Annotated in this window: 8 protein-coding genes and 1 tRNA gene; 5 read left to right on the top strand and 4 right to left on the bottom strand. The window is 41.2% G+C overall.

Going from position 1 to position 12,828, the window contains the following annotated elements:
- Positions 1-3 precede the first annotated feature (3 nt).
- Genes AC6H4V_RS07175 through AC6H4V_RS07165 form a run of 3 tightly spaced genes read right to left on the bottom strand, consistent with a single transcriptional unit; the run spans position 4 to position 1,652 of the window.
- Positions 4-897 carry a hypothetical protein gene (locus tag AC6H4V_RS07175; protein WP_497606302.1) on the bottom strand — a complete coding sequence of 298 codons (894 nt, stop codon included), beginning with the start codon at positions 895-897 and terminating at the stop codon, positions 4-6.
- Complete coding sequence (gene fliN, locus AC6H4V_RS07170) at positions 894-1,229, bottom strand: flagellar motor switch protein FliN (RefSeq protein WP_497606301.1); 336 nt, start codon at positions 1,227-1,229, stop codon at positions 894-896. Before fliN ends, AC6H4V_RS07175 begins: the two co-directional genes overlap by 4 nt.
- Positions 1,230-1,652: a chemotaxis protein CheX gene (locus tag AC6H4V_RS07165; protein WP_497606300.1), complete on the bottom strand. Its 423-nt coding sequence runs from the start codon at positions 1,650-1,652 to the stop codon at positions 1,230-1,232. It abuts the gene before it with no gap.
- A 128-nt stretch (positions 1,653-1,780) separates the two neighbouring features.
- Between AC6H4V_RS07165 and AC6H4V_RS07160 the strand changes: the two genes are divergently transcribed.
- Together AC6H4V_RS07160 and uvrA are read left to right on the top strand one after the other, a co-directional pair.
- Positions 1,781-2,512, top strand: a complete 732-nt coding sequence (locus AC6H4V_RS07160) for a sulfite exporter TauE/SafE family protein (RefSeq protein WP_497606299.1) — start codon at positions 1,781-1,783, stop codon at positions 2,510-2,512.
- A gap of 12 nt (positions 2,513-2,524) precedes the next feature.
- Positions 2,525-5,353, top strand: coding sequence for an excinuclease ABC subunit UvrA (uvrA, locus tag AC6H4V_RS07155; protein WP_497606298.1), 2,829 nt, complete (start codon positions 2,525-2,527; stop codon positions 5,351-5,353).
- 69 nt (positions 5,354-5,422) lie between these two features.
- Here uvrA and AC6H4V_RS07150 read toward each other — a convergent pair.
- Positions 5,423-5,506: transfer RNA gene (locus AC6H4V_RS07150), tRNA-Leu, on the bottom strand.
- A 147-nt stretch (positions 5,507-5,653) separates the two neighbouring features.
- Here AC6H4V_RS07150 and AC6H4V_RS07145 point away from each other — a divergent pair.
- From AC6H4V_RS07145 to acnB, 3 genes are all read left to right on the top strand, one after another.
- Positions 5,654-7,762 carry a flagellin N-terminal helical domain-containing protein gene (locus tag AC6H4V_RS07145; RefSeq protein WP_497606297.1) on the top strand — a complete coding sequence of 703 codons (2,109 nt, stop codon included), beginning with the start codon at positions 5,654-5,656 and terminating at the stop codon, positions 7,760-7,762.
- 113 nt (positions 7,763-7,875) lie between these two features.
- Positions 7,876-10,074 (top strand): DNA translocase FtsK, encoded by a 2,199-nt coding sequence (locus AC6H4V_RS07140; protein WP_497606296.1) that lies wholly within the window; start codon positions 7,876-7,878, stop codon positions 10,072-10,074.
- A gap of 124 nt (positions 10,075-10,198) precedes the next feature.
- Entirely contained in the window at positions 10,199-12,748 is a 2,550-nt protein-coding gene (gene acnB / locus AC6H4V_RS07135; protein WP_497606295.1) for a bifunctional aconitate hydratase 2/2-methylisocitrate dehydratase, read from the top strand.
- Positions 12,749-12,828 lie beyond the last annotated feature (80 nt).

The following is a 12,828-nucleotide window of genomic DNA, read 5'->3' as shown; positions in this document are numbered from 1 at the left end:
ACTCTAAACTTCATAAGAGATAGAAGCGGCTTTTTCTTTGTAGATTCTGAGTGATTCTTGGTGTTTGTCATCGTTGTTTAAAAAGTTTTCAAGCTCTTTGTGTCTGTTTTGCAAAATAGAGTTAAAGTCATCCTCTGTAACAGGCTTATCTCCGCTAAATTTATCAAGTAAAATATTGCTTTTCCCCATTAAAACAAGATAGCTCTGTTCGCCAAAATCAAGCATTACAACGCTATTATCACCATTGAGTGCCTTTTGAAATCTAATAGTTACATTTGGTGCAAATGGAGCGTTTGGTGAAGATGGCGCCTCTTTTTTCTCGTTCGCATCACTCTCTTGAAAGAGCCAAGAAGATTGTGTCTGTTTTGTTTGAGGTTGTGCAACTCTTTTTTTGATGTAAAAAAGGATGGCAATTCCCACGATAAGAATAGTAAGAACAATATAGTAACTTCCAGAGAGATCATCACTCTTTTTTGTCGGAAGAGGTGCAAGTTCATCTGCGGAGACATCTTTGGACTCATTGCTGTTTTGCATTACCACAGCGGGAGTTGCAAAACGGAGTCTTAGCCCATAAGCATCAGATGTTTTAGAAGCTTGCAAAACTACATTTGGTGGAATCTCTGCTACGATTTGGGTATGGTCGTTCATCGGCGTGATGGCGATAGAGCGGATAAACTTTGAAGCAAGCTGTTTCACTTTTGAGGACTCTATAGAGGCATTTTCAAGCTTAATCGTGAGGATGGAGTTGGTCGTATTTTGTTTGATAACTCCATCATAAGGAGTGTCGAATGTAATCATCACATCGACTCTGTCTGTTCTGTCGTAGATGTTATAACTGAGGATTTTCGTGGCATGCAGTAAAAAAGGAATAGCTAGAAGAAGGAAAAATTTTATCATGGTTTCTCTTTTGAGAGGTGGTATAAAACAGCGCTGGAGTTTAAAACTTCATTGATATGGATGGCAAGATTTTTTTCATAGACCATAACCTCGCCCCTGCCTAAAATACGTCCGTTGACGTAGGATTCAACACTCTCTCCCGCCGGTTTTTTCAGGTCAATGATAGAGCCTTTTTTGAGTTGGAGTATCTCGCCTAAAGTCAGTTCAGTTTCACCCAAATCAGATGTAAACTCAACTTCCATATCAAGCAACCCAGAGTAGTCCATCCATGAAAGCTCTGTTTCAGGGTCAAAAGATTCCTCTTTGGCTCCGTAAGTATGTCTCTTTTTCAATTATATTTCCTTGATAGCAAGAATCATTGCATCATTTTGAACTTTGAGAATTTTTGCTTTATCGTACGCCATGTCAAATATGCCTATCTTTTCAAAGTTCGGCGTACATAGAGTAAAGGCGTGTTGGGACTCTCTTTGTGCAAGGACTTTTGCACTGCCTACAATCAGGTTGGCAGTCTCAAGTACCATATCCACAAGCGTCTCTTCGTCACTCTCATCCTCTTCTAAAAGAGCAGCAGCAACCCTTTGCGCAAAATCAAGCGTCGCCCCGATATAAACTCTCTGTTTTTTCCCGCCAAGCAACTCTATGTCGATAGAAGCAATAACTGTTCTCATTTCACTTACATCATCAACTATTTCGCACGGCACTCTTATTTGATGGATACAAAAATTTTCTGAAGCTTCTATAATTATATTTAACATTCTCTAGCCCTTGTTTGGGTGATTATACTTGATTGAATCTCAAAGTAAAATTAAACTCTCTTATAGTACAGGCTTATGGCAGATTTGATTTTGGATAAGATGCTATAATTCGCAAAAAAGTTAAGATAATGATAGAATTACTTCTTTTAGGTGTTGGCGTCGGGACTCTTTCTGGGTTTTTCGGAATCGGCGGTGGAACCATCCTCGTTCCTCTTCTTTTGTTACTTGGGCATCAAATCAAAGATGCCATCGGAATTTCCATTGTACAGATGGTTTTTAGCTCTATCTATGGGAGTTACTTAAACAACAAAAAGAAAACCCTTGATATTCCTTTAGTGTTTACTATCGGCATAGGCGGTTTTTGCGGTGCGATGCTGAGTGGTTTTATCGCTTCAAGCGTGGATGATAAAGTGCTTGAGATTATCTTTTTATCTTTCGCACTCTTCGCACTTATACGGCTCTTTTTTAAAACTACGGTTGGAAAAGCGCAAAGAAGTGTGCATAAAGGGGTTCTTTTTGTCATCGGTTTAGTTTTAGGAACGTTGAGCATGCTTATAGGCGTGGGAGGGAGTATCCTTCTTGTGCCGATTTTGGTAACCTTTTTGCATGTGGATTTGAAAAAAGCTATCTCGGCAGGGCTATTTTTTGTTATTTTTTCATCTGTGGCAGGTTTGATATCGCATTCGTTGAGTAGAGAGATAGATTTTTTAAGTGGAGCAGTTATCGGGGTTGCCTCTTTTGTGGGTGTTACCATAGGGATACATCTCAAAGATAGAGTGGATGTGGTACTTCAAAAAAAACTTTTAGTGATTTTTTATCTTTTAGTTGTGCTTTATTTGGCACAGAGAGTATTTTTATAAAACGGGGCAAAAATGAAAAATAGAGATGTAATAAAAATAACGGGTGCAAGAGAAAATAACTTAAAAAATATATCGCTTGAGATACCAAAAAATCAGCTTGTTGTCTTTACGGGACTGAGCGGAAGCGGCAAATCGACACTCGCTTTTGATACGCTTTATGCAGAGGGACAGAGACGCTATATGGAGTCGCTCTCCTCGTATGCAAGACAGTTTCTTGACCGCGTGGGCAAGCCTGATGTGGACAAGATAGAGGGGCTTACTCCTGCCATCGCGATTGATCAAAAAACAACTTCTAAAAATCCACGCTCAACGGTTGGAACTATAACAGAGATTTATGACTACCTAAGACTTCTTTATGCTCGCATCGGGGTGCAACACTGCCATAAATGCAGCAAAGAGATATCGCAGATGAGTGCGTCAGACATCATAGGCGAGGTTTTAAAACTTCCAGAGGGGGCAAAACTTGTACTCTTAGCCCCAATCGTCAATGAGAAAAAAGGCTCTTATGCGGATGTGCTGGAGTCGCTTGTCCATAAAGGGTATGTCCGTGCTATGATAGATGGTGTGATGGTACGCCTTGATGAGGAGATAGAGCTTAGCAAAACAAAAAAGCATACCATCAAAGTGGTTATTGACAGGGTTGTTGTGAGTGAGCAAAACAGAGAACGCATCGCAGCAGACGTGGAAAAAGCGCTTAAAGAGAGTTATGGAGAGCTTGAGATAGAGATACTTAACCATGAAGAGTTGGGGTTTCATCGCGCGCATATGCACTATAGCGAACACAACGCTTGTTTTGACTGTAAAGTAAGTTTTGACCCGCTAGAACCGCTCTCTTTTTCGTTTAACTCTCCAAAAGGGGCGTGCAGGGAGTGTGACGGGCTTGGGCTTCGTTATGCACTTGATCATGACAAGATTATCGATGTGGATTTGTCCGTGGAGAAGGGTGCCGTCAAAATCATCTACGGTTTTAACAAAGGGTACTATTTTACCTTTTTAAAGGGCTTTTGTGCGCACAACCAGATAGATACAACCATCCCTTATTCAGATTTGCCTGATTACCAAAAAAAGGGGATTTTGCACGGCGGTATCGATGAAGTGAGCTTTCTTTGGAAAGGGCATGAAGTCAAAAGAGTTTGGCCCGGTATCGTCAAAATCGCTTATGATATGTTTAAAGATGAAAAAGAGCTCTCCGACTACATGAGCGAAAAGGTGTGCAGTGTTTGTGGCGGGCATAGGCTCAAAAGAGAGTCTTTAGCGGTTAGAGTTGCAGATAAAGGGATAGCCGATATCCTCGATATGCCTATCTCTAAAAGTTATGAATGGTTTGAGAAGAGAGAAAATTTTAACTACCTTAAAGCGCAAAATGTCCAGATATCCGCTCCCATTTTAAATGAGATACGAGAGAGGCTCTACTTTTTGCATGATGTCGGGCTTGGTTATATCACTCTTGGGCGTGACGCTAGAACCATCAGCGGCGGAGAGGCGCAACGCATCCGCATCGCTTCACAAATCGGAAGCGGTTTGACGGGTGTTTTGTATGTGCTTGATGAGCCGAGTATTGGGCTTCATGAGAGAGATACGCTAAAACTCATCCGTACACTTAGAAGCTTGCAGGAGAAGGGAAACAGCGTTATCGTGGTCGAACATGACAAAGAGACTATTGAGAGTGCTGATTTTATCGTTGACATCGGGGCAGGGGCAGGAAAGTTTGGCGGAGAGGTTGTTTTTGCAGGAACGCTCGATAAGCTAAAAAAGGCTAAAACACTCACGGCTGACTATCTTTACGGTAGAAAAAAGATAGAGTATTTTTACAGAAGAGCGCAAGAGAATTACATTGAGATAAAAAATGTTACATTAAATAATATCAAAAATCTTAGCCTCAAAATTCCACTGAACAACTTTGTCTGTATCACAGGCGTGAGTGGAAGTGGAAAAAGCTCTCTGATGCTTCAAACACTCCTTCCAACCGCACGAGAACTGCTAAACCATGCCAGAAAAGTAAACAAAGTCGCAGGCGTGGAGATAAACGGTCTGGAACAAGTTGACAAGGTTATCTACCTAGACCAAAGCCCCATAGGACGCACACCACGCTCCAACCCCGCAACTTACACAGGGCTTATGGATGAGATAAGAAACCTTTTTGAGCAGACAAAAGAGGCGCAGATACGAGGATATACAAGCTCAAGATTTAGCTTCAATGTCAAAGGCGGACGATGCGAGAAGTGTCAAGGCGAGGGCGAAAACAAGATAGAGATGCACTTTTTGCCAGACATCATGGTCAAATGTGACACATGTCATGGCACAAGATACAATCAACAGACGTTAGAGGTTTTCTACAAAGGCAAAAATATCTCCGATGTGCTAAACATGAGCGTTGAAGAGGCATACGAGTTTTTCAAAGCAATCCCAAAGATAAACCAGATACTCTCAACGCTTGTTGATGTCGGTCTTGGATATATTACGCTTGGACAAAATGCCGTCACTCTATCAGGTGGTGAAGCACAAAGAATCAAACTAAGTAAAGAGTTAAGCCGAAAAGATACGGGAAAAACGCTCTACATCTTGGATGAACCGACAACAGGGCTGCACTTTGCAGATGTCGATAGGCTCACGGGAGTGCTTCATAAGTTTGTAGAGCTTGGAAACTCGGTTCTTATCATCGAACATAATCTTGACATGATAAAAAATGCGGACTATATCATAGACATGGGACCAGAAGGCGGGAGTGGGGGCGGTTTGGTCATAGCCGAGGGGTCTCCGGAAGAGGTAGCGCAAAGCTACAAAACAACGGGAAGCTATACGGGAGAGTACCTTGCAAAAGAGCTGGCTCTTCATAAGTAGTTAGTTGCGTTTGTAATGACGCCATTTTTGGGTCAAATAGATTGATTTGAATTGATTGAAACTAAGGAGTGGTACCAGTGGGCGGACTCGAACCGCCACATATTTCTATACCTGATTTTGAATCAGGCGTGTCTACCATTTCACCACACTGGCTTTAAAAATGAAATAATAGTGACTTCTAGCTTAAAATAGAGTGAAAGTAAAAATAAACTCTTTTTAGCCGATATAGGGTATATGGAACTTATGTTGCTTAGTGAAAGAGCAATAAAGGGTCGTTTTACTTAATCTTGGAGGTGTTTTATGAGAATTGCAAGTGATATGTACTATAAAAATATATATGGTACAAACAATTCACAGCTCAGCAAAAGTCTTTTTGATGTCAACAAGCAGATAGCTTCTGGGTTAAAGATTCAGTATGCACAGGATGATATTCGCACATTTACTGAGACAATGCGACTAGATAATGAGATAACGACGCTAGATCAGACTAAAAAGAGCGTACAGAGTGCTTTGAAGTTTTCTGACCAAACAGATGCTGTTTTAAATGAGTTTGAAACAGCGATGAATAGGGCAAGGACACTCCTTGTTAACGCTGCAAACGGAACAAACAGCGAAACATCTCTTGATGCAATAGCGCATGAGCTAAGGGGTTTAGAAGAACATTTTAAAAGTTTATCAAACACCTCTATCAATGGACAATACCTTTTTTCTGGCTCTGCTGTTGATACAAAACCTATAGCAAATGATGGTTCTTATAGGGGCAATGATGCGATTCTTAAAGCATTTACTGGGTCTGGAACGTCACAGCAGTACAATATCAATGGAGCAGAGCTCTTTTTGGGTGAAGAGCAGACAGTAAGACGTGAAATAAGCACCAATGTTGTCCAGTATAGTTTATCTGCTAAATATCCTGATTTTAGTGATTCAACTGTTTCCGGAGTCTCAAAACACTTAACAAGTAGCGATACTATTCGCGATATGATGGGAGACACAGACAATACAGCTGATACTCTTTCTAAACATTTTTTCTATATCAGTGGTACAAAAAGTGACGGTACGGCTTTTAAAGAAAAAATCTCAATGAACGACGAGCAGAAAGTAGATGATTTGCTTAAGCAAATTGGCGATATTTATGGCAATACTGCAGATTTAGACGTAGTCAACGTGAGCTTGAACTCTTACGGACAGATTGTTATAGAAGATAAGATGAAAGGTTCTAGCAAGATTGATTTTCATATGGTTGGGGCAACGGATTTTGATTTAACTGATGGTACCAATGCCGCAGATATAGATGACATTACTTTATATGGTGCAAATGCTGGGAAGATTGACAATTTAGGTTCCGGTGAAACAAATTTTGACAAAATTATGCTTGGGACATCTACAGCAACAAATCCAAATCTATTTATAAAAGAGTTTGTAAAATCTTCTCTCGGGGCGGCTGAGAGTGTAGCTACAACAAACACTATTGAGGGAACTCTTTATGATAGAACGGAGTTTAGTAAAGAGGGTGCAATGCTCTCTTCATCAACACCTCAAATCATCAAAGAGACCAATGCGTTTGCAACTGCTTCGACAAAATTGTCTGAAGTTGCTTCTGAGAGTTTGGATGGAAAATCTTTTGTATTTGAGGGAACAAATGTTAGTGGAAGTCCATATAGTGCGACTATAAATTTAACAACAGCAGGTTCGTCTTTTACTATTGGTGGGAGTACGTACACTATTTACGATATGAACACGCCAAGAGGCGCGGTAGCAGCGGATGAGATGACCTATAAACAGCTTATGGATGTTATGAATATGGTAGTGACAGGAAATATTCCCGCTGCCAACAGTGCTACAGGTTATGATGCTGCAATCAGTACAGCCGATTTAGGAGCAAGAACTTTTTTAAGTTATGACGGCAAGATTACATTCGAAGAGATAGGTACCGGCAACACAAAGGCATCTATGGCTCTTTATGACGCAAATAGCGGAGATTTTAGTGCAGCGGCTTCTGTGATGACATTTAACACAAACAATGCCGTGACGGTTCGTGACCCTAAAACAGATTTTTTTAAGACATTTGATGCGATGATAACTGCAGTTGAGAACTACAAACTCTACCCAGATGGCAGTTCTGGTGATGTGAGAAATGTAGGGATAGAGAATGCTATCAAAATGATGGATGATTTACAAGACCATATTTTTAAATCACATTCACAAGTTGGTGCCCAGTCAAATGCGCTCACGAACTCTTTACAGAGAACAGAGATGTTAAAAATGAGCTCGGTTGGTCTGCGTTCATCGGTCATCGATACAGATTTGGCAGAAGCTTACTTGAATTTAGAGCAATTAAATACGAACTATCAAGCGATGCTCTCAACTGTTGGTAAGATTTCACAGTTAAGCTTAGTAAACTACCTCTAAAAATCGCCTTTATACCTACATTTGGCTATAATCTTTTTTTTATTTTTGGCTTCAAGCCAGAAATATCTCCTCTCATGGAACAAAAGATTTATGTAAGAAAAGGAAATTTTAGTTTGAAAGATGCTCTGTTTATCTTATTTTTTGGTCTGCTTATCTATTTTGGATTTGCAACTATTTTGGGTGATACTGCTCTTATGGGGAGTTATGGCGCCATGTTTGCGTCTTACAATCATCACTATTTTGGCTACATCTCTTACATTTACATCTTTGCTTCACTCCTGCCGCTCTATATTTTTTATAAACAAAGCCCTGTAACTATCAAAAAAGTGGAGTTGTCTGTTGCCTCTTTTTTGATTTTTTTCTCTCTTTTGCTTGCTCAAGCACTTCTTGTTACCAATGAGCTTCGAGGTGCGTTTGCCGCAGGATTTGTGGATTTTTTATCGCCAAATATTGGATTTTTCGGACTTTGGATATTTTGGTTTATTATCTCGCTTTTATCAATGGTTATTATTTTTGAGAAGAGTGCGCATGAGATGGTGGACATGCTTTTTGCAAATCTCAAAAAAGTCGGTACCATAGCTCCTAAGGAGCAGAGCTTAAAAAAAGCTCCCGCAAAAAAAAGTAGTGATGTAGATGTCGCAGCTCTTTATGCAAAAGCCCAAAAAGAAAAAAGTGTTACCGCAGAAGCACCAAAAGAGCAGCATCAAGAGAGTATAAAACAAACTATAGAAGAACCCATAGAGCCTCAAGAAGTAAAGCAGAGCGAGGTTTCTGAGCCGCTTAAGACAAAAGAGCACAATATTTTAGATCTTGTCAATGAGATAAAAGAGCAAAAAGGAGCTATCGTTGTTGAGGAGTTGGAGGAGAATGCAAAACTTCTTGCAACTATCGAAAAAGGGGAGGTTGAAAAACCAAAAAACTTCAAGCTTCCATCGGTTGAATTTTTGCAAAAACCAAATGCAAAAGCGCATAGTGTGGATGAGAGCGAGCTTGACGGGAAGATAAAGTTTCTCATAGAAAAACTTGCACACTTTAAGATAGAGGGGGATGTGGTACGCACTTATGCGGGTCCTGTTGTCTCTACTTTTGAGTTTAAACCTGCCGCAAATGTCAAAGTCTCTCGCATCCTCAATCTTCAAGACGATTTGGCGATGGCGCTGAGTGCCGAGACTATCCGTATCCAAGCTCCGATTCCCGGAAAAGATGTAGTGGGGATTGAGATACCAAATGAGAAGATTGATACGATTTACTTAAGAGAACTGCTTGATAGCAAGCTATTTAAGGAGTCCTCTTCTCCTTTGACTATCGTTTTGGGTAAAGATATCGTCGGCAAGCCTTTTGTAACAGACCTTAAAAAACTGCCTCACTTGCTCATAGCAGGAACGACGGGAAGCGGAAAAAGTGTTGGTATCAATGCGATGATACTCTCACTTCTTTATAAAAATTCGCCAGACCAGTTAAGACTTCTTATGATAGACCCAAAAATGCTTGAGTTTTCTATCTACAACGATATTCCGCATCTTCTCACTCCTGTTATTACAAAAGCAAAACAGGCGATTGTGGCACTTAACAACATGGTTTATGAGATGGAACGCCGCTACGCTCTTATGAGTGACAACAGAACCAAAAACATAGAGAGCTATAATGAAAAAGTAAAAAAAGAGGGCGGCGAAAATCTTCCTTATATCGTTGTAATTATTGATGAGTTGGCGGATTTGATGATGACTAGCGGCAAGGATGTGGAGTACTCTATCGCCAGACTTGCACAGATGGCAAGAGCTTCGGGGATCCACCTTGTAGTAGCGACGCAACGACCATCTGTCGATGTTGTTACGGGGCTTATCAAAGCAAATCTTCCTTCACGCATCTCCTACAGAGTAGGGCAAAAAGTTGACTCCAAAATCATCTTAGACCAACAAGGAGCGGAGTCGCTTTTGGGTAAAGGAGATATGCTCTTCACCCCTCCCGGTTCCACGGGGCTTGTGAGACTTCACGCTCCGTGGAGTACGGAAGAGGAGATTGAAAAGATAGTTGACTTCATCAAATCTCAAAGAGCGCCAAACTACGATAAAAGCTTTTTGGTTGAGGATAGCGAGGCAGCCAGTGCATCTATGGGAGAGAGCTATGAAGAGCTTGACCCTATGTTTGAAGAGGCTAAAAATGTTATTTTGGCGGATAGAAAAACATCCATCTCTTACTTGCAAAGAAAACTTCAAATCGGTTACAACAAATCTGCAAGGCTTATCGAACAGCTTGAAAACGAGGGGATTTTGTCTGCTCCAAACTCCAAAGGTATCAGGGATATTTTATAACTGTTACCAAAGTAAACATTTTTAAAATAAAATAGCTAGCTTTTGTTTATTTTGGTAACACTGCTCTTCTGGCGTTTCTTTATTTTGTTACAATCCTATTAAATTTTAACTCATAGGAAAAAAAATGTCATTTATAGAAGAGTATAAAGCACATACGTTAGAGAGAGAGACTCTTGGTGTACCGCCATTGCCACTAAACGCTGCGCAAGCTGTTGCATTGGTTGAGATGATAAAAGCAGGTGAAGGCGACATGGCTCAAAATGTTGATCTTCTTACAAACCGTGTCTCTCCGGGTGTTGATGACGCTGCATACGTAAAAGCTGCATTTTTAAATGATGTTGCAAGTGAGAAAATCAGCGTAGCATCAATTGCACCTGAGCAAGCAGTTACTATGATGGGTATGATGCTTGGCGGGTACAACGTCAAACCGATGGTTGATGCGCTTACTTCTAAAAATGCAAAAGTTGTTGAAGCGGCAAAAGAGGCACTAAAACATACACTTCTTGTTTATGATGCGTTTAATGATGTAGAGGAACTACACAAATCTGGTAATGCGGGTGCTACTGAAGTTATCACTTCATGGGCAAATGCGGAGTGGTTTACATCAAAGCCTGCTATTGCTGAGGAGATTACTTTTACGGTGTTTAAAGTTGCCGGCGAGACAAATACAGACGACCTCTCTCCTGCATCTGAGGCGTTTACTCGTTCAGACATCCCTCTTCACGCAAACTCAATGCTTGTTGCAAAGATGCAAGACCCGATAAAAACAATCAAAGAGCTTAAAGAAAAGGGACATCCAATCGCTTATGTTGGCGATGTTGTAGGGACAGGAAGTTCAAGAAAATCTGGTGTTAACTCTGTTCAGTGGCACATGGGTGAAGATATTTCAGGTGTACCTAATAAGCGTACAGGAGGTATCGTTATCGGCGGTATTATCGCTCCTATCTTCTTTGCTACATGTGAAGATTCAGGCGCACTTCCGCTTGAGATGAGCGTAACTGAGATGGAGATGGGTGATGTGGTAACACTCTATCCATACAAAGGCGAAGCACACAAAGACGGAAAGTGCATAGCAACATTCAAACTAAACCCAAATACTATCGTTGATGAAGTGCGTGCTGGTGGGCGTATCCCGCTTATCATCGGTCGTGGACTAACTGCAAAAGCTCGTGGCGTTCTTGGACTTGGTGTTTCAGAAGCATTTATGACACCTGAGCAGCCTGCTGATAGCGGTAAGGGATATACTCTTGCACAAAAAATGGTAGGTCGTGCATGCGGCATGGCTGGCGTGCGCCCTGGTATGTATGTAGAGCCTGTAACATCAACTGTTGGTTCTCAAGATACAACAGGACCTATGACAAGAGATGAGATAGTAGAACTTGCAGCTCTTGGCTTTAGTGCTGATTTGGTAATGCAGTCATTTTGTCACACAGCGGCATATCCAAAACCTTCAGATGTTGTTATGCACCACACACTTCCTGACTTTATCTCAAAGCGCTCGGGTGTTGCACTTCGCCCAGGTGATGGGGTTATCCACTCATGGTTAAACAGAATGGTTCTGCCGGATACTGTGGGAACAGGTGCAGATAGCCATACACGTTTCCCTATCGGTATCTCTTTCCCGGGTGGTTCAGGAATCGTTGCGTTTGCGGCAGTTACTGCTTCTATGCCGTTAACTATGCCGGAGTCTGTTCTTGTACGCTTTAAAGGAGAGTTACAACCGGGTATCACGCTTCGTGACCTTGTAAATGCTATCCCTCATCAAGCTATCAAAGAGGGGCTTTTAACTGTTGCAAAAAAAGATAAGAAAAATATCTTCAACGGTCGTATTTTAGAGATTGAAGGTCTGCCAAACATGAAGTGTGAGCAGGCATTTGAACTCTCTGATGCGTCAGCTGAGAGAAGTGCTGCTGCATGTACAGTTCTTTTAAATGAAGAGCCAGTTATCGAGTACCTTAAGTCAAACGTAGTTCTTTTAGAGGCTATGATTCAAGCTGGTTATGAAGATAAACGTACATTACAAAGACGTATCGATAAGATGAACGAGTGGTTGGCAAATCCGTCACTTCTCAAGCCAGATGCAGATGCAGAGTATGCAGCGGTAATCGAAATCGACCTAAACAGTATCACAGAGCCGATTTTAGCATGTCCAAATGATCCAGATGATGTTGCAACGCTAAGCGAAGTTTTGGCAAGCGATCGTCCTACGAAGATAGATGAAGTATTTGTCGGTTCATGTATGACAAACATAGGTCACTACCGTGCGCTTGGTGAAGTTCTAAGAGGCGAGGGTGCAGTTCCGACAAGACTATGGGTTTGTCCTCCGACAAAAATGGATGAAAAGCAGCTTACAGAAGAGGGTTACTACTCTATCTTTGGCAGCTCAGGTGCAAGAACAGAGGTTCCGGGATGTTCACTCTGTATGGGTAACCAAGCGCGCGTCGCTGATGGTGCGGTTGTTTTCTCAACTTCAACTCGTAACTTTGATAACCGTTTAGGTAAAGATACCAAGGTTTATCTAGGTTCTGCGGAACTTGCTGCTGTATGTTCAAAACTAGGACGTTTACCGACTGCTGCTGAGTACAACGAGATAGTTCCTAAGAAGATAGCAGGCAAAGAGGCTAAGATTTACAAATATCTTAACTTCAACCTTATTAAAGACTATAAACTCTAATCTTTTGGCGCAAAGAGATTTGCGCCAAATTGCATCTTTTTCCTCTTCTTTTGCTAAAATACACCACCTATTACTTTCTT

This window comes from Sulfurimonas lacustris, from assembly GCF_059705355.1.
The sequence above is the reverse complement of the archived record's forward strand: the minus strand, read 5'-3'. Positions and strand labels throughout refer to the sequence as shown.

What these genes read in the sequence shown, in the direction of transcription:
- AC6H4V_RS07175 (WP_497606302.1), bottom strand. Translation starts at nt 897, where the DNA reads ATGATAAAATTTTTCCTTCTTCTAGCTATTCCTTTTTTACTGCATGCC.
- AC6H4V_RS07165 (WP_497606300.1), bottom strand. Translation starts at nt 1,652, where the DNA reads ATGTTAAATATAATTATAGAAGCTTCAGAAAATTTTTGTATCCATCAA.
- AC6H4V_RS07160 (WP_497606299.1), top strand. Translation starts at nt 1,781, where the DNA reads ATGATAGAATTACTTCTTTTAGGTGTTGGCGTCGGGACTCTTTCTGGG.
- uvrA (WP_497606298.1), top strand. Translation starts at nt 2,525, where the DNA reads ATGAAAAATAGAGATGTAATAAAAATAACGGGTGCAAGAGAAAATAAC.
- AC6H4V_RS07145 (WP_497606297.1), top strand. Translation starts at nt 5,654, where the DNA reads ATGAGAATTGCAAGTGATATGTACTATAAAAATATATATGGTACAAAC.
- acnB (WP_497606295.1), top strand. Translation starts at nt 10,199, where the DNA reads ATGTCATTTATAGAAGAGTATAAAGCACATACGTTAGAGAGAGAGACT.